14 protein-coding genes are annotated in these 16,743 nt (G+C 62.1%); 10 read left to right on the forward strand and 4 right to left on the reverse strand.

What is annotated here, in order from left to right; genetic code table 11:
* The first annotated feature begins 51 nt into the window (after positions 1 to 51).
* The 8 genes from AB8B02_RS01935 to AB8B02_RS01970 all read left to right on the forward strand — a co-directional run bounded on the left by AB8B02_RS01935 (position 52) and on the right by AB8B02_RS01970 (position 10,112).
* Complete coding sequence (locus tag AB8B02_RS01935) at positions 52 to 456, forward strand: GNAT family N-acetyltransferase (protein ID WP_439064568.1); 405 nt, start codon at positions 52 to 54, stop codon at positions 454 to 456.
* Between the two features lie 84 nt (positions 457 to 540).
* Positions 541 to 840, forward strand: a complete 300-nt coding sequence (locus AB8B02_RS01940; RefSeq protein ID WP_439062969.1) for a hypothetical protein — start codon at positions 541 to 543, stop codon at positions 838 to 840.
* 242 nt (positions 841 to 1,082) lie between these two features.
* Positions 1,083 to 1,325, forward strand: a complete 243-nt coding sequence (locus AB8B02_RS01945) for a hypothetical protein (RefSeq protein ID WP_439062970.1) — start codon at positions 1,083 to 1,085, stop codon at positions 1,323 to 1,325.
* Positions 1,326 to 1,430: 105 nt separating this feature from the next.
* Positions 1,431 to 2,603, forward strand: a complete 1,173-nt coding sequence (locus AB8B02_RS01950; RefSeq protein WP_439062971.1) for a phosphoserine transaminase — start codon at positions 1,431 to 1,433, stop codon at positions 2,601 to 2,603.
* A 191-nt stretch (positions 2,604 to 2,794) separates the two neighbouring features.
* Entirely contained in the window at positions 2,795 to 4,384 is a 1,590-nt protein-coding gene (gene serA / locus AB8B02_RS01955) for a phosphoglycerate dehydrogenase (protein WP_089261694.1), read from the forward strand.
* A 202-nt stretch (positions 4,385 to 4,586) separates the two neighbouring features.
* A complete protein-coding gene (locus tag AB8B02_RS01960) occupies positions 4,587 to 6,266 on the forward strand; it encodes a methyl-accepting chemotaxis protein (RefSeq protein ID WP_120288635.1) in 1,680 nt (559 codons plus the stop codon).
* Positions 6,267 to 6,558: 292 nt separating this feature from the next.
* Complete coding sequence (locus AB8B02_RS01965; RefSeq protein WP_309947299.1) at positions 6,559 to 8,247, forward strand: cache domain-containing protein; 1,689 nt, start codon at positions 6,559 to 6,561, stop codon at positions 8,245 to 8,247.
* A 179-nt stretch (positions 8,248 to 8,426) separates the two neighbouring features.
* Positions 8,427 to 10,112, forward strand: coding sequence for a methyl-accepting chemotaxis protein (locus AB8B02_RS01970; RefSeq protein ID WP_439062972.1), 1,686 nt, complete (start codon positions 8,427 to 8,429; stop codon positions 10,110 to 10,112).
* A gap of 247 nt (positions 10,113 to 10,359) precedes the next feature.
* On the opposite strand, the gene AB8B02_RS01975 is transcribed toward AB8B02_RS01970, so the two are convergent.
* Positions 10,360 to 11,715, reverse strand: coding sequence for an esterase-like activity of phytase family protein (locus tag AB8B02_RS01975; RefSeq protein ID WP_089261686.1), 1,356 nt, complete (start codon positions 11,713 to 11,715; stop codon positions 10,360 to 10,362).
* 309 nt (positions 11,716 to 12,024) lie between these two features.
* Positions 12,025 to 13,011 carry a Bug family tripartite tricarboxylate transporter substrate binding protein gene (locus tag AB8B02_RS01980; protein ID WP_120288638.1) on the reverse strand — a complete coding sequence of 329 codons (987 nt, stop codon included), beginning with the start codon at positions 13,009 to 13,011 and terminating at the stop codon, positions 12,025 to 12,027.
* Positions 13,012 to 13,415: 404 nt separating this feature from the next.
* Between AB8B02_RS01980 and mbfA the strand changes: the two genes are divergently transcribed.
* Together mbfA and AB8B02_RS01990 are read left to right on the forward strand one after the other, a co-directional pair.
* Positions 13,416 to 14,387, forward strand: coding sequence for an iron exporter MbfA (mbfA, locus tag AB8B02_RS01985; protein WP_439062973.1), 972 nt, complete (start codon positions 13,416 to 13,418; stop codon positions 14,385 to 14,387).
* A gap of 153 nt (positions 14,388 to 14,540) precedes the next feature.
* A complete protein-coding gene (locus AB8B02_RS01990) occupies positions 14,541 to 14,834 on the forward strand; it encodes an antibiotic biosynthesis monooxygenase (protein ID WP_089263582.1) in 294 nt (97 codons plus the stop codon).
* A 62-nt stretch (positions 14,835 to 14,896) separates the two neighbouring features.
* Here AB8B02_RS01990 and AB8B02_RS01995 read toward each other — a convergent pair whose 3' ends face one another.
* Entirely contained in the window at positions 14,897 to 15,700 is an 804-nt protein-coding gene (locus AB8B02_RS01995; protein WP_439062974.1) for a sugar phosphate isomerase/epimerase family protein, read from the reverse strand.
* 48 nt (positions 15,701 to 15,748) lie between these two features.
* On the reverse strand, positions 15,749 to 16,663 hold the full coding sequence (locus AB8B02_RS02000) for a DMT family transporter (protein WP_439062714.1): 915 nt from the start codon (positions 16,661 to 16,663) through the stop codon (positions 15,749 to 15,751).
* Positions 16,664 to 16,743 lie beyond the last annotated feature (80 nt).

Here is a 16,743-nt window from a genome sequence, read left to right on the forward strand (position 1 = left end):
CAGATCAAGCTACGGCCTGCGCGCCGCGAGGACGTCGTCGCGATCGTGGTAATGCTGGCCGATGATGCGCTTGGCCGTGGCCGCGAGCGTATCGAGGACCCACTGCCGCAATCTTATTACGAGGCCTTCGATAAACTCGCGCATGACCCAAATATCCGGTTGATGGTTGCAGAAGGCGGCGACGGCAGCGTGGTCGGATGCCTGCAGCTCTGCATCTTGCCGGGCTTGAGCTCGCAGGGCGCTTCGCGAGCGCTCATCGAGGATGTTCGTGTTTCGACGACGCTGCGCAGCCAGGGTATCGGCGAACAACTGGTGCGATGGGCCATTGGCGAGGCACAGGCGAGGGGATGCAAACTCGTCGAGCTGCTGACGCATCAGACCCGGGTCGATGCCCAGCGCTTCTACAAACGGCTCGGTTTCGCTGACAGTCATGTGGGCATGACGTTCCGCTTCTAGGCCACGCGCGATCACCATGCCGTGCGGTCGGGAACGTCGAACAGGACCGGTGGTTGCCCATCGTCATCAACGATGGAGCTGCCCATGCAATCCCGATTTGGCTTTTCCGCTATCGTCGTCGCCTCGCTTCTGGCCTCGACCGCATTCGCCTCGGCCCAAGGCGCCGGCACGGACGGTGTCACGGGCGCCCCGGTAACGCAGATGCCGAGCCCGAATGTCTCGCCGCCTCCCGCAACGGGCACGACGGGTATGGGCGGCGGCACGAGTCAGCCGGGTGCGCCGAACACAACGACGCCGGGACGGATCGGCACCGGCGCGTCGCCGAGCGGTTTGCCTGGGGATAATCCGAAAGCGCCGGGCTTTCCCGGAAAGGTCGGACGATAGGCGTCACTCGTGAGAGCGAGTAAGCCGCAACCTCAAACGCAAGGGCAGCGAGGGTCATCGCTGCCCTACCGCGCATGTTCGTTCCGTCAGCGGGAAATGACGAAGAGGGCCGGTATCATGCGGCTGTGGGTGTCGGTGTTCCGGTTAATGACCCGTAAACCAGCGAAGCGCTGATGGGATTTGTTTCGGAACGTGCGGGGACGAGCGACGTATCCATATACGCGGGGACGTTGGAAGGACTCATGAGCAATTATTCGATTGAGAAGGTCGGCAGCGACTATGTCGTGAAGGTCGACGATCAAAGCGTCATGAAAGTCGGCAGCCGCCGCCGTGCCGCGCAGCTCGTGGTCTATGCGTCGGAATTGCTGAACGACGTGCCCCTGGTACCCGATGACACTGCATCGTCCGGTGACCTCGCCATGCCTGCGGGTGCATCGTCTGTGAAGGATCACGACCCGGCGGGCGATGTCACCCAAGATCAATGACGCGTGATAGCCCGGAAGTCGCTTGACGCTTTGGGTCGGTTCCCATATCCACGCCAGCGGGACACCTCCCCCCAACGGGAGGCTAGCTATCTGGAAGGATAGATTATGACTGCAGCGAAGCCTTCTTCGCGGCCCAACGTGCCGCATTTCTCCTCCGGCCCCTGCGCCAAGCGCCCCGGCTGGACCCCCGAAAAACTCACCGACGCAGCCCTTGGCCGTTCGCACCGTGCGAAGATCGGCAAGAACAAGCTCAAACTCGCGATCGATCTGACGCGTGAAGTGCTTGAAGTGCCCGCCGATTACCGCATCGGTATCGTGCCGGCATCGGATACGGGCGCCGTTGAGATGGCGCTGTGGTCGCTGCTCGGGCCGCGTCCCGTCACCACCATCGCCTGGGAATCCTTCGGTGAAGGCTGGGTTTCGGACATCGTCAAGGAGCTGAAGCTCAAGGACGTCACCAAGCTGCATGCCGGCTATGGCGAAATCCCGGACCTGTCGAAGGCCGATCCGAACTCGGACATCGTCTTCACCTGGAACGGTACCACTTCCGGCGTGCGCGTACCGAATGCCGACTGGATCAAGGCTGACCGCGAAGGCCTGACCATTTGCGACGCGACCTCGGCCGCTTTCGCGCAGCCGCTCGACTGGGCGAAGCTCGATGTCGTCACCTTCTCCTGGCAGAAGGCGCTCGGCGGCGAAGCCGCACATGGCATGCTCGTGCTGTCGCCGCGCGCCGTGGCGCGTCTGGAGAGCTACACGCCGCCATGGCCGCTGCCGAAGATCTTCCGCATGACCAAGGGCGGCAAGTTGAACGAAGGCATCTTCGTCGGCGAGACCATCAACACGCCGTCGATGCTGTGCGTCGAGGATTATCTCGATGCGCTCGGCTGGGCCAAGTCGGTCGGCGGCCTCAAGGCGCTGATCGCGCGTGCCGATGCCAACACCAAGGCGCTCGCTGACTGGAAAGCGAAGACACCGTGGATCGACTTCCTCGCAGCCGATCCCGCGATCCGCTCCAACACGTCGGTGTGCATGAAGGTGATCGATCCCGCGATCACCGCGCTATCGCCGGACGCGCAGGCTGACTTCGCCAAGAAGCTGGTCGCGGCTGTTGAGAAGGAAAATGCCGGTTTCGACTTCGCGCATTATCGCGATGCGCCGGCCGGTCTGCGCATCTGGTGCGGTGCTACGGTCGAAGCCAAGGACGTCGAAATCCTCACGCAGTGGATCGACTGGGCCTTTGCCGAGACCAAGGCTTCGCTCGCCAAGGCGGCGTAAGGCGGCTTCTTACCCTCCCCTGGAGGGGGAGGGTCGACGAGGACTGGCGACGCGCAGCGTCGTCAGGATTCGGCGGGGTGGGGTGACATCCTCTCCCCGTCCTCTCATTCAATGATCAGCCCGTTGCTTCACCCCACCCCGGCGCTTCGCGCCGACCCTCCCCCTCAAGGGGAGGGTGAAGGAGCCTCATCATGACCGCCCCCAAAGTTCTCATTTCCGACGCTCTCTCTCCCGCTGCCGTGCAGATCTTTCGAGATCGCGGCATCGACGTCGACTTCCAGCCGAACCTCGGCAAGGACAAGGACAAGCTCGCCGAGATCATCGGCAACTATGACGGCCTCGCCATCCGCTCGGCCACCAAGGCGACCGCGAAGATCCTCGAAAAGGCGACGCGCCTGAAGGTGATCGGCCGCGCCGGCATCGGCGTCGACAATGTCGAAATTCCCGCGGCGACCGCCAAGGGCATCATCGTGATGAACACGCCGTTCGGCAATTCGATCACCACCGCCGAACATGCGATCACTTTGATGCTGTCGCTCGCCCGCGAGATCCCGCAGGCCGATGCGTCGACGCAGGCCGGCAAGTGGGAGAAGAACCGCTTCATGGGCGTCGAGATCACCGGCAAGACGCTGGGCGTGATCGGCTGCGGCAATATCGGCGCCATCGCGGCTGACCGCGCGCTTGGCCTGCGCATGAAGGTCATCGCCTTCGATCCGTTCCTGTCGCCGGAGCGCGCCAAGGATATCGGCGTCGAGAAGGTCGAACTCGACGACCTCCTCAAGCGTGCCGACTTCATCACGTTGCACACGCCGCTCACCGAGAAGACGAAGAACATCATCGATGCCGCTGCCATCGCCAAGATGAAGCCCGGCGTGCGCATTATCAACTGCGCCCGCGGCGGTCTGGTCGACGAGCAGGCGCTGGTCGATGCGCTGAATAGCAAGCATGTCGCCGGCGCTGCCTTCGACGTGTTCGTCGAGGAGCCGGCCACCAAGAACGTGCTGTTCGGCCATCCCAATGTGATCTGCACGCCGCATCTGGGTGCATCGACGACCGAAGCGCAGGAGAACGTCGCGCTGCAAGTCGCCGAGCAGATGTCGGATTATCTGCTGTCGGGCGCGATCTCAAACGCGGTCAACTTCCCGTCGATCACCGCGGAAGAAGCACCGAAGCTGAAGCCGTTCATCGAACTCGCCGAGAAGCTCGGCTCGTTCGCGGGCCAGCTCACCGAGACCGGCATTGCCAAGGTGCAGATCACCTATGAAGGCGCGGTGGCCGAAATGAAGATCAAGGCCCTGACGTCTGCTGCATTGAGCGGGTTGCTGCGGCCGATGCTCGGCGACGTCAACGTCGTCTCCGCGCCGGCCGTTGCCAAGGAGCGCGGCATGGTAGTCGATGAAGTGGTGCGCGCGGCGCAGAGCGATTACGAAAGCCTGATCACCGTTACGGTTATCACCGAACGGCAGGAACGCTCGGTGTCCGGCACTGTCTATCATGACGGCAAGCCGCGGCTGGTTGATATCAAGGGTATCCGCGTCGATGCCGAATTCGGGAAGTCGATGATATATGTCACCAACGAGGACAAGCCGGGCTTCATCGGAAAGTTCGCCTCGCTGCTCGGCGACGCCAAGGTCAACATCGCGACCTTCCATCTCGGCCGCAACGAACAGGGCGGTGACGCCATCGCGCTGGTGGAGATCGACGGCGTTGTGCCGGCCGATGTGCTGAGCAAGGTGCAGGCGCTGCCGCAGGTGAAACAGGCCAAGGCGCTGACATTCTGAGTGTCTCTTACCCGAACTGACATTGCCGAAATCCCCGCCCGAAAGGCGGGGATTTTTTCGTTTTGCGGAAAATGTTCACATTCAGGTCGGCGCGGCAGGTTTGCCCCCGCCCCGCACGTGTAAGGATTTGGGAACACTACCCCGATACATTTTACTCCGAGGAATCAGCGATCGAAAATCGCACGCCCGGGGGAATACAGCCGTGAAGCTCGCCAATATCCGTATTACGTACAAGCTCGTCGTTCTGGTGGCCGTCACCATGATCGGCCTCTGCGCCGCGGGCATTCTGGCCGCCTATATGGTCAAGAGTGAGATGCTCTCCGCGCGAACCGAGCAGCTGAAGTCGATCGTCGAAATCGGGACCAACGTAGCGGCCAGCATCCAGAAGGATGTCGCAGCAGGCAAGCTCACCAAGGAAGCCGCGACCGCCGAGCTGGTACGCCGCATCGAGCCGATGACCTATGACAACGGCAACTATCTGTTCATCTACACGATGGACGGTGAAGTGGTTCATCTGCCGGGCTTCAAGGCGGGATCCAACCGGCTCGACGTCAAGGTTAGCGGCGTTGCCATTACACGTGAATTCCGCGACGGCGTCGCAGCCAACGGCACGAAGATTCTGACCTACGAATTCCAGAAGCCCAATGAGCAGGTCCCGTCGCGCAAGATGGGCTATGCCGCGGCGCTTCCCGGCTGGAACATGTTCATTGCCACCGGCGCCTATCTCGATGACCTCGACGCTCATCTGAAACCGATCATCTGGGCGCTCGGCCTGGCCATGCTGGCCATTGCCGCAGTGGCGGGTGCGATCGCGTGGCTGATCGGCCGTAGCATCACCAAGCCGCTCGGCATGCTGGGATCGCGCATGGAGTCGCTCGCCAATGGTGCGCTGGATGAGGAAATTCCCGGCGTTGGCCGTAGCGATGAAGTCGGTGCGATGGCCAAGACGGTTCAGGTGTTCAAGGACAATGCGCTGCGTATCCGCTCGCTCGAACAGGTCGAGGCGGATGCGCAGGGCCGTATCGCCGCGGAGCGCCGAGCCGCCATGGAGGCGATGGCCACGGATTTCGAGCGCAGCGTGACGGGTATCGTCCGCTCGGTCTCCACCGCCGCAGTCGGTATGCAGAGCACCGCGCAGTCGATGACGGCGACGGCAAGCGATGCAAGCTCGCGCGCCGCAACGGTCAGCGCAGCTTCGACGCGCTCGTCCGATAATGTCAGCACGGTCGCGGCGGCTGCGGAGGAATTGTCAGCGTCAGTCAGTGAAGTGCTGCGTCAGGTATCGGCCTCCAGCGAGATCGCCAGCAAGGCGGTGGGCGATGCCGAGCGCACCAATGCCACCGTTCAGATCCTGTCGAGCGGCGCTGAAAAGATCGGCGAAGTGGTACAGCTAATCCACAGCATTGCCTCCCAGACCAATCTGCTGGCGCTGAACGCAACCATCGAAGCCGCACGTGCCGGCGAGTCCGGTCGCGGTTTCGCGGTGGTGGCATCCGAAGTGAAGGCGCTGGCCAGCCAGACCGCCAAGGCCACCGAGGAAATTTCGGCGCAGGTCGCCGCCATGCAGGCATCGACCAGCGAGGCCGTTGCATCGATCGGCGCCATCACCGGCACCATCGCCCAGATGAGCCAGATCACCAACACGATCTCTGTGGCGGTGGAGCAGCAGGGCACGGCGACGCAGGAAATCGCGCGCAACATTCAGTCGGTGTCGGCCGGCGCGAATGAGATCAGCAATCATATCGGCGGCGTCAGCAGCGCAGCCGAGGCCACCGGCTCCGCGGCGTCACAGGTGCTGTCGAATGCAAAGGAGCTGGAGAGCCAGTCCGGCATGCTGCGCACCGCCGTGGATGAATTCCTCGCCAAGGTGAGAGCAGCCTGAGTCAAATCCTTCCCCGAGCGCGGCTTAGCTGCGCTCGGGGAGCTACCGGGCTGGGACTTGCCTGAACTATTGAGTTTCGGCCGCTGCGTCGTATCGCTGCACCACCAAATTTAAATCTGCACAATGATAGTTCATAGTGGTGCGCAGTTACCTGTAGCGCGACTTTTGGTGCATTCGAGGTAACCTATAACCGCGGTTGCAAAAACGGAACTACACACCACTTCACGAACTCGAAACTACACCCTGCGATGGTGACGCGCTTATTTCAGCGCGCCTTACAGGGATACTTCCCATGAATCGTTTGAAAATTTCGATCGGCCTTCGCCTCTACAGCATCATTGGCTTGAGCTTTCTTGGCCTCGCCGGGCTGGCCTGGATGCAGCTGAACACCCTCGGCGACTCGCTCAAGCAGCAGCGCCAGAGCGAATTGACCCATCTTACGGAGCTGGCGCTCGGCATCGCGCAGGAAGAATACGCGACGATTCAGCGTAGCGGCGTGTCGGACGAGGCCGCGCGCAAGACCGCAGCAGCGCGTATCGGCAAACTGCGTTACGGCAATGGCGATTACTTCTGGATCAACGACCTGCAGCCGCGCATGGTGATGCATCCGATCAAGCCCGAGATGAACGGCAGCGATCTCTCCGGCAACAAGGACCCGAACGGCAAGCGGCTGTTTGTCGAATTCGCCGATGTCGTGAAGAAGCAGAAGGCCGGCTTCGTCGATTATCTTTGGCCGAAACCCGGCAAGGACGCACCGCAGCCGAAGCTCTCTTATGTCGTCGGTTTCGAGCCCTGGGGTTGGGTCATCGGTACCGGCGTCTATATCGACGACTTGCAGGTACAGCTCTGGGAGAGTGCGCGCACCGTGATGATCGCGGCACTCGCGGTCATTGTCATTCTCGGCGCGCTTGCCTGGATGATTGGCCGCAGCATCACCATCCCGCTTCGCCGGCTCGGCGCGCGCATGCGCGGTCTCGCCGATGGCGCGCTGGATGAAGCGATCCCCGACGTCGACCGCGGCGACGAGATCGGCGCCATGGCCGCAACGGTTCAGGTGTTCAAGGACAACGCGGTGCGCATTCGCGGGCTCGACAAGATCGAGGTGGAATCGCAGGCCCGTGCTGCTGCCGAACGCCGTGCGACGATGGAAAGCCTCGCCGATGATTTCGAGCGCAGCGTCAACGGCATCGTCCGTTCCGTCTCCACCGCCGCGGCCGGTATGCAGAGTACCGCGCAGTCGATGACGGCGACAGCAAGCGACGCGAGCTCGCGCGCATCGACGGTCGGTGCGGCATCGGCGCGCTCATCTGACAATGTCAGCACGGTTGCCGCCGCGGCTGAAGAACTATCGGCATCGGTCAGCGAAGTGCTACGTCAGGTCGCAGCCTCGAGCGATATCGCCAGCAAGGCCGTGGGCGATGCGGAGCGCACCAATGCGACGGTGCAGCAGCTCTCCAGCGGCGCCGAGAAGATTGGCGAGGTCGTGCAGCTGATCCACAACATCGCATCGCAGACCAATCTGCTTGCGCTGAACGCAACCATCGAAGCGGCACGCGCCGGTGAATCCGGCCGTGGCTTCGCGGTCGTCGCGTCGGAGGTGAAGGCGCTGGCGAGCCAGACAGCGAAGGCGACCGAGGAAATCTCCGCGCAGGTTGCGGCGATGCAGGCGTCGACGCAGGAGGCTGTCAACTCGATCAACGCCATCACCGGCACGATCGCGCAGATGAGCCAGATCACCACGACGATCTCGGCGGCAGTGGAAGAGCAGGGTTCGGCCACGCAGGAGATCGCGCGCAACATCCAGTCGGTTGCCGCTGGCTCGAGCGAGGTCAGCGCTCATATCGGCGGCGTCAGCGCAGCGGCGGAAGCAACGGGGCAGGCGGCAGGCATGGTGCTGTCGAATGCAAAGGAGCTGGACGGCCAGTCGAGCATCCTGCGCAAGGCGGTGGATGAATTCCTCGCGAAGGTTCGCGCAGCGTAGAGCCTTTCCTCTTCTCTCGCGGAGAGCGAGCTCTTGTAGCGCTGCAATCGTTGCTCATCATCAAGTATCACAGGCTCGATGATTTGCGGGTTTGGTTTGTAAAGAACAAAAAAAGGTCTGTTCGGTATTCTTCTCCTCAATTGGTATTTGCACCCGCGACCTTTTTTGGAGAACTCATTGTGAAGATAAGTAATCTGACGATCACGCCCAAGCTAGGTATTCTGGTGGGTGTCATGTTGCTTGGTCTGTGCGCGTCTGGCGTTCTCGCGGGATATTTCGTTCAGGGCGAGATGATGACCTCAAGGATCGAGGAGCTGCGCCACTTCGTCGATGCCGCGCGCAGCGTGGCGATCGGATTGCAAAAACAAGTCGACGCCGGCCAGCTCACCAAGGAAGCCGCGATGGCTGAATTCGGTCGTCGTGCAAATACGATGACCTACGACAACGGCGCGGGCTACCTGTTTGGCTCCATGATGGACGGCGTGACGGTGTTGTCGCCGGACGCAAAGCAGATCGGTCAGAACCGCCTCGATGTGGTGACCAATGGCAAGGCGATCGGTCGCGAGTGGCGCGACAGTGTTGCTGCCAAGGGCGAGCACACGATGTTCTATGACTACGTCAAACCCGGCCAGACGGCGCCGCTGCGCAAGGTTGCTTATGCCGCCGCGATCCCCGGATGGAACATGTATGTGGGCGCCGGAGCCTATCTGGAAGACCTCGACGCCAGGTTGAAGCCGATCGTCTGGGCGCTCGGTTTGGCGATCCTTGCTATTGGTACGGTCGCGGGCGGCATCGCCTGGATGATCGGCCGCAGCATCAGCCGCCCGCTCGGTCAGCTCGGTGCGCGGATGCGCACGCTGGCCGATGGCGCGCTTGAGGACGACATTCCCGGGACCGGGCGCGGCGATGAGATCGGTGCGATGGCATCGACCGTTCAGGTCTTCAAGGACAATGCGGTCCGGATTCGCGGGCTCGACAAGATCGAAGCTGAGACGCAGGCGCGCGCGTCGGCCGAGCGTCGTTCGGCCATGGAGAGCATCGCCGATGATTTCGAACGCAGCGTCAACGGTATTGTCCGCTCGGTATCGACGGCAGCAGCAGGGATGCAGACTACCGCGCAATCCATGACGGCGACCGCCAGCGATGCCAGTTCGCGTGCATCGACGGTCGGCGCCGCGTCGGAGCGGTCGTCGGACAATGTCAGCACGGTTGCAGCCGCCGCCGAGGAATTGTCGGCTTCGGTCAGCGAAGTCTTGCGGCAGGTCTCGCAGTCGAGCCAAATTGCCAGCAAGGCAGTCGGCGATGCGGAACGCACCAATGCGACCGTTCAGCTGCTGTCCAGCGGCGCGGAGAAGATCGGCGAAGTGGTTCAGTTGATCCACAGCATCGCCTCCCAGACCAATCTGCTCGCGCTGAATGCGACCATCGAAGCGGCGCGCGCCGGCGAGTCCGGCCGCGGCTTTGCGGTCGTCGCCTCGGAAGTGAAGGCGCTGGCAAGCCAGACCGCCAAGGCCACCGAAGAGATCTCCGCCCAGGTCGCAGCTATGCAGGCATCGACCAGCGAAGCCGTACTCTCGATCAGCGCCATTACGGGGACCATCGCGCAGATGAGCGAGATCACCACTAGCATCTCCACGGCCGTCCAGGAGCAGGGCGAGGCCACGCGGGAAATCGCGCGCAACATTCAGTCGGTCGCGGCAGGCTCCAGTGAGATCAGCGAACATATCGGGGGCGTCAGCAGCGCAGCGGAAGCGACCGGGACGGCGGCCTCGCAGGTGTTGTCGAATGCCAGGGAGCTCGACACTCAGTCCGGCATGTTGCGAACGGCGGTGGACGAATTCCTGACCAAGGTGCGTGCGGCTTAATTTCTTTCCCTCCCCCCCCTTGCGGGGGAGGGTGGATCGAACACGCGAAGCGGGTTCGAGACGGGAGAGGGGGCGGCCGAGCGCGGGGCTACCCCTCTCCCGCCTTCGCTTCGCTCAGGCACCCTCTCCCACTGCGCGCAGCTACGCTGCGCTGGGGGAGAGGGGAAGTCAGAGAGCCGCGCTCAACAGAAAAGCCCTCCCTTGCGGGAGGGCTTTCGTCGTTCAGGCTGATGCCTGCTCGCGTTGATTACTTCGCCTTCAGGAAGTCGGCGACTTCGAGCAGCACGAACTCGTTGTCGTCGGCCTTGTTCGGCTCGCGGCTCGACGAGAACGGCAGGTTGTTGTCGTTGCCGACGATGATGTGGGTGGCATCAACCTGGTCGACGTTCTCGATGGTGAAGAACGGGAAGGTCAGCACGCCGTCATTCAGCGGCTTGCGGGCCAGCTTGTTCGGGTCCTGGATCTTCATCAGGTCGATGAAACCAATCTTGCGAACGGGCTTGCCGACATTGGCGTCGTTCAGTTCGATCTTGTAGACCTTCTTGAACTTGGCGAGATCCGGGAAGCAGTCTTCACCGCGCTTGCCGTCGGCGCAGGCCTTGTCCTTGGTGCCTTCGCCATTGTCACGCTCGATGATCAGGCCGTTGTCGGCGGTGATCATGTTGAAGTCGCCGATGGCATTGCCGTTCTGTTCGAACACGTACTGCCAGTAGCGACCGGTGAACTTCTCGTTGGCGACGTCGAATTCCAGGATGCGCGAAGCTTCCTTGCCGTCGACCTTTTCCCAGTCCTTCTTCTCGGCATCCCAGATCGGGCCTTCGAGCAGGCCGTATAGGAACTTGCCATCCTTGGAGGAGGCGAAGCCTTCATAGCCCTTGGAGCGGCGCAGGTTGACGGTGGTGTAGGTGGCGCCCGGTGCGCCCGGCGACTGCACCGACCAATGGTCGGGCGAACGCACCGGCTTGCCGTCGGCGACGGTGTCGAACACAGCCAGAACCTTGCCGGTCTTGTCGGCCTTGATGATGTAGGGGCCGAATTCTTCGCCGATCCAGAAATTGTCGCCGACGATCTGGAAGCCTTCGGTGTCGACATCGGCGCCGGTCAGGTAGCGCTTGGCGGTGTCTTCGTGAACGATGCGGAACGGCACCTTCTTGTCGGGATCGTGCAGGAACACGGTGGCCTGACGCTCGACCTTGCCGTTCTTCCAGTCGATCTTGTGATGATTGAGATAGATCATGTAGTCGGCCGAATTGTAGCGCGAGCCGGCGCCATTGTCGGTCAGCACCCAGAACGAACCGTCTGGCATCACCTTGATGCCGGAATGGCCCTGCAGCGGCTGCCCCTTCATCGGCAGCGAGATGCCGGTGGCGCGCTCATAGGACTTGCCCATCACGGTGCCGAGCGCGTCGACGCGCTTGCCGGTTGTGTATTTGCCCGAGGTCTTCAGGTCGTTCGGCGCATCCGCTGGCGCATCGATGGTCGACGTCGCCGGCAGCACGGCATGGCCGGCGAGCTTGGCTGGAAATTCGCCTTCCGACTGCGCAAAGGCTGCGGAAGAAAGCATGACGAGGGAAGCGACGGAGCAGAGGAATGTGCTGCGCATGGTTGTCTCCTTTGTGGTGACCATGCGCGGTGTTCTGGGGGGCGGGCGTTACGCTGCGCTGACAGTTCCGTGACGAATGGGTGACAGCGGGGGAAAGAGCTGCGGCATGGGGTCGCCGCGGCTGCGGGTTAGGCGCGGTTCCTCTTCGTTCAACCCACGCAAAACCATCGTCATGGCCGGGCAAAGCGCGAAGCGCGGCTTCGCTGGATGTCCCGGCCATCCACGTCTTCTTTGTAGCCGAGACGTGGATACCCGGCATTCGCCGGGCATGACGAACATACCTGCCGTGCGGTTCTATCTGAAATGCGCCTACTGCTTCTCGATCCCTGCATCCGTGATCAGCTTCTCCCACACCTTGAGCTGATCCTTCAGGAAGGCGTCGAATTCTTCCGGCGTACCGGAGAAGGCTTCCATGCCGCGGTTGGCGAGGTCTTTCTGGATTTCGGGGCGTTCGACGATCTTGCGGATTTCGGCGTTGAGCTTGACGACGATGTCCTTCGGCATGTTGGCCGGGCCGAGATAGCCCTGCCACGAGGTGATGTCGAAGCCCTTCACGCCGGCCTCGTCCATGGTCGGCAGATCGGGCAGCAGTTTGGAGCGATATTTCGTGGTCACCGCAAGCGACTTCAACGCCTTGGCGTTGACATGCGGCAGGCCGGTCGGAACGTCGACGAACATCATGCTGACACGGCCGGCGATGACATCGGTGAGCGCCGGTGGTGAGCTCTTGTAAGGCACGTGCAGGAGATCGAGCTTGGCGAGGCGGGCAAAGGTCGCGCCCGAGACGATCGCCGACGAACTGCCCGATGCGTAGGAGTACTTGCCCGGCTCTTTCTTGGCGAGCGCGATCAGCTCTTCCACGGAGTTGGCGGGAATCTCAGGATTGATCACCAGCATGAAGGGCAGGTCGCCGGTGCGCGCGATCGGCGTGAAATCCTTGATCGGATCATAGCTCATGGTCTTGAGCAGAAAAGGATTGGCCGAATGCGTCGTGTTGGTGGTCACGAACAGCGTGTAACCATCGGCGGGGGCGCGGGCGACGAAACTGGCGGCGATCGAGCCATTGGCGCCGGCCTTGTTGTCGATCACGGTGTTGGCGTTCAGTGCGGTGCCGAGTTCCTTGGCGATCAGGCGCGTCGTGGTGTCGGTGCCGCTGCCTGCGGCGAAAGGGAGCACCAGCGTGATCGCCCGGTTTGGATAATTCGCAGTTTGTGCGATGGCATCCGGGGTCGCCAACAGCAGCGCTCCGATAAACGATGCGCTCGCCACACCGCGAAGAACTGAAAGTCCGTGCATTCCGCTTTTCTCCCTGAATAGGCTTTGGTAGCCCACATTTGTTGCGGGCAAACTAGCGGAGGTCGGTGACGCACGGAAGCGGAAAGGTATGCAGTTCAGCTGAGCGCGCCGATGGTGTAGGCCATGCATCGACTTCTGCTGCACCGGGTCGACCTTATCGCGTTCGTGAGCGACAGCACCTGCAGACGGTCGCTGATCTCCGCAGCATCTCCACGTCGGGGTCGGTGCGAATGCCGGGGCGACCTCCGGAGCACGCACGGTCGGTTCGTCGCGATCCTTCTCGTCGCCGCTACTGCTTCCCGACCAGCGACAGGTTCAGCGCCGCGCAGGCGCAAAGCTCTTTGACAAATGCACAGCAGCTCTTATATATATTAGAATAGTTCTAAACTAAGCAAGGCATTGATATGAAGGCGTTTTCGGACCTCACCGAACGCGAGGTGCTGGCGGTTGCGATCTCCAGCGAGGAAGAGGACAGCCGGATCTATCTCAGCTTCGCCGAGGATCTGGCAGAGCGCTATCCCGATTCCGCGAAAGTCTTCAGCGAGATGGCCGAAGAGGAAAGGGGCCATCGGCATCTGCTGTTGCAGATGTATGAGGAGCGCTTCGGACCGAACCTTCCGCCGATCCGGCGCGAAGACGTCAAGGGCTTCATCCGCCGCCGACCAATCTGGCTCACGCGTAACCTGTCGCTCGACACTATCCGCAAGGAAGCCGAGAGGATGGAGTTTGAGGCCGAGCGTTTTTACGCCAGGGCTGCCGAGCAGGCGACGGATGTCGGCGTTCGCAAGTTGCTGGGCGATCTGGCCGAGCTGGAAAAAGGACACGAGCATCTCGCGGCCAAATTATCGGATGCCATCCTGACGTCCGACGTTCGTACGGTGGAGGACAACACCCGCCACCGGATGTTCGTCCTGCAATATGTCCAGCCAGGTCTTGCGGGCTTGATGGACGGCTCCGTATCGACGCTGGCGCCGCTGTTTGCGGCCGCGTTTGCAACACATCACAACTGGCAGACATTCCTTGTTGGCCTCGCCGCGTCGATCGGCGCCGGCATCAGCATGGGTTTCGCCGAAGCATTGTCGGACGATGGCTCCATGACCGGACGCGGCTCGCCGTGGTTGCGTGGCGGCATCTGCGGGCTGATGACGACGCTGGGCGGTCTCGGCCATACTCTGCCTTATCTCGTGCCGGACAGCTGGCCGAATGCATTCTGGATCGCGACGGCCATCGCGGGTGTTGTCGTTTTTTTCGAACTCTGGTCCATCGCCTATATCAGGGCGCGCTATATGGATACGCCGTTCCTGCAGGCCGTCTTTCAGGTGGTGCTTGGCGGCGTCATCGTTCTGGCGGTGGGAATATTGATCGGAGGCGCGTAGTGGGTGGGGAGGCGTCAGATGGCGTCGTTACGCGGGATGGCGTAGGTTCTATGCACGGGAAACCCTGCTGCTCGTCCCGCCGATGATGAGTGTGTGCGATGCATGATCGCGGCAGGTGCGATCGCGGGCAGCTTACGGGTAAAGGAGCGTCCCATGTATGCTGCCATTCGTCAGAGCAAGGCAAAGACCGGCATGGCTGAGGAACTGACGCGCAGGATCAAGGAAGGTGCCATTCCGATCATCAGTGATGTCGAAGGTTTCATGGCCTATTATGTGGTCTATGCGTCCGACGATACGGTGACGGCGATCAGCATCTTCAACAATTTCGCGGGCGCCGAGGAGTCGAACCGACGCGGGCTCGCATGGAGCGAACAGAATCTGGCGCCCTTGCTGATTGGACCAGCCACAGCGATAGCCGGGCCGGTTATCGTTCATACGTTGGCATAACGCGCGCGGGACAGGTGCTATGCCGGGCGGTGGCATGTGCGCGTAGATTACTCGCTAGATTCTCAATCTCCCAGCAGGCGCTTCGCGCCGGCGATTGCGCGGCGCTCGACTTCTTCGGGGCCGCGCTCCCGGGTCAGCGCATCCATCGGCACTTCGAGCGCGACCGGAATATGCTTCGGCAGGTGCGCGGCGATGGCGCAGAGGTCGATGCCGCCGTCGCCGGGTGGCAGCCGTTCAGCGCGCGCGGTGTGCAGCAGTCCTTCCACCGTGCCAGGCTTCTCCGCCGGAGCATCGCAAAAATGGAAAAACGGCAGCAAGCGCGATGGTATGTCGTCGAGTTCGGCGAGGCTGCTGTCGGAGCGGTCGAAATGCAGCGTATCGACGAGGATACCCGCATTGGCGCGGCCTGCGGTCTCGACGATGGCGCGCGCCTTGTGCAGGTTCGACACATTGGTCCAGGGAAAGAACTCCATCACCGGCATGATGCCGTATCGCGCCGCAAGATCGGCGATGGCCGCCAGTCGGTCGGCGAGGCGGGACAAGTCGGGATCATAGGGCGCGACGATGACATGGCGGGCTCCGAGCTCCGCGCCGGCGGTGAGTATCGGCTCAAGCGCCGCGACGTCGATCCCGGGCGTGATCTTGACGAGTTCAATATCGAGCACGTGCAGTCCGGTATCGGCGAGACGCGCCTTGGTTTGCCGCATCATCGCCTTGTCGTTCATCAGCGGGTAGCCAGGGCTTTCCGCGGTCACGGCGATCAGTCTCAGTCCGACACTCCGGTAGCCGCAGCGCGCGGCAACATCGATCATCTCTGGCGGCGCCAGCGATAGCACGGTGAGGTGGGCAAGCGAGAAAACGGTCATGTGATGTTTCTACTCCCGATGTCAGGCTGGCCGGAGCGGATGTTCGGTCTATCGCCGTGATGCGATGAATACGCCCGACAGCACCAGCACGTAACCGATAAGGTGAAACAGTTGCGGCTGTTCGCCGAGAAACGCGATGGCCAATACCGATCCGAACACCGGCATGAGATGCAGAAATGGTGCCGCCCGATTCGGGCCGATCAGCGCGATGCCGCGATTGAAGAACAGATAGGCCAGCGCCGACGGAAAGATCATGGCATAGGCGAGCGTCAGCAGCGTTACGGTGTCGAAGATCAGCGGTGAACCGGAATTGAGTTCCCAGATGCTGACCGGCAGGGTCAGGATCGCGCCGCCGGCGGTGGTGAAAGCAATCAGCGACATCGGATGCGTCACCGGTCGCCGCAGCATCAGCGCCGAATAGATGCCGAACACCAGGAGCGCTGCGAACAGCATCGCATCTCCCTTGTTGATCTGGATACTGGCTAGCGCGGTGAGATCGCCGCGCAGGATGATGATCAGCACGCCGGCCATGGAAACCACGATGCCGAGCAGTTGCGCCAGCGTCAGTCTCACGCCGAACAGGATCAGCGTCCACAGCGCGACGCAGAGCGGGCCCGACGACTGGATCAGCAGCGCATTCAGGGCCTGCGTGTATTTCAGGCCCCAATAGGCCAGTACCGTATTGGCAGCGAAGCCGGTCAGCGCCAGCGTCGTCATGAGAGAAAGCTGGGCGCGGAGAACCGGCCAGTCCGTGCGCAGATGCGTCCAGGCGAAGGGCAGCAACAGGAAAAAGGCTCCGATCCAGCGCACGCAGGCCAGCGTCACCGGCGGGACGTGGCCGGCGACATAGCGGCCGAGCACGATATTCCCGGCCCAGAACAGCGAGGTGAGGCTGAGCAGGAGATAAGGCTGGTTGGCGAACCAGCCGACGATCGTTTGTCGCGGCGGAGCGGAAGGGGTCATCGGCTCGATGGTCAATGCAGCTTTCCATAGGCGGCAGTTCGCCGGGTGGCACAAGCCACGCTGGCGCGCGGGCACCATGC

The sequence above is a fragment of the Tardiphaga sp. 862_B3_N4_1 genome (genome assembly GCF_051811085.1).
Lineage (GTDB): Bacteria > Pseudomonadota > Alphaproteobacteria > Rhizobiales > Xanthobacteraceae > Tardiphaga > Tardiphaga robiniae.

Excerpts from the sequence above, each read along its gene's own strand:
- AB8B02_RS01995 (WP_439062974.1), bottom strand. The coding sequence starts at position 15,700 with ATGACCGTTTTCTCGCTTGCCCACCTCACCGTGCTATCGCTGGCGCCG.
- AB8B02_RS01945 (WP_439062970.1), top strand. The coding sequence starts at position 1,083 with ATGAGCAATTATTCGATTGAGAAGGTCGGCAGCGACTATGTCGTGAAG.
- AB8B02_RS01980 (WP_120288638.1), bottom strand. The coding sequence starts at position 13,011 with ATGCACGGACTTTCAGTTCTTCGCGGTGTGGCGAGCGCATCGTTTATC.
- AB8B02_RS01975 (WP_089261686.1), bottom strand. The coding sequence starts at position 11,715 with ATGCGCAGCACATTCCTCTGCTCCGTCGCTTCCCTCGTCATGCTTTCT.
- mbfA (WP_439062973.1), top strand. The coding sequence starts at position 13,416 with ATGAAGGCGTTTTCGGACCTCACCGAACGCGAGGTGCTGGCGGTTGCG.
- AB8B02_RS01965 (WP_309947299.1), top strand. The coding sequence starts at position 6,559 with ATGAATCGTTTGAAAATTTCGATCGGCCTTCGCCTCTACAGCATCATT.
- AB8B02_RS01950 (WP_439062971.1), top strand. The coding sequence starts at position 1,431 with ATGACTGCAGCGAAGCCTTCTTCGCGGCCCAACGTGCCGCATTTCTCC.
- AB8B02_RS02000 (WP_439062714.1), bottom strand. The coding sequence starts at position 16,663 with ATGACCCCTTCCGCTCCGCCGCGACAAACGATCGTCGGCTGGTTCGCC.
- AB8B02_RS01935 (WP_439064568.1), top strand. The coding sequence starts at position 52 with ATGCTGGCCGATGATGCGCTTGGCCGTGGCCGCGAGCGTATCGAGGAC.
- AB8B02_RS01990 (WP_089263582.1), top strand. The coding sequence starts at position 14,541 with ATGTATGCTGCCATTCGTCAGAGCAAGGCAAAGACCGGCATGGCTGAG.
- serA (WP_089261694.1), top strand. The coding sequence starts at position 2,795 with ATGACCGCCCCCAAAGTTCTCATTTCCGACGCTCTCTCTCCCGCTGCC.
- AB8B02_RS01940 (WP_439062969.1), top strand. The coding sequence starts at position 541 with ATGCAATCCCGATTTGGCTTTTCCGCTATCGTCGTCGCCTCGCTTCTG.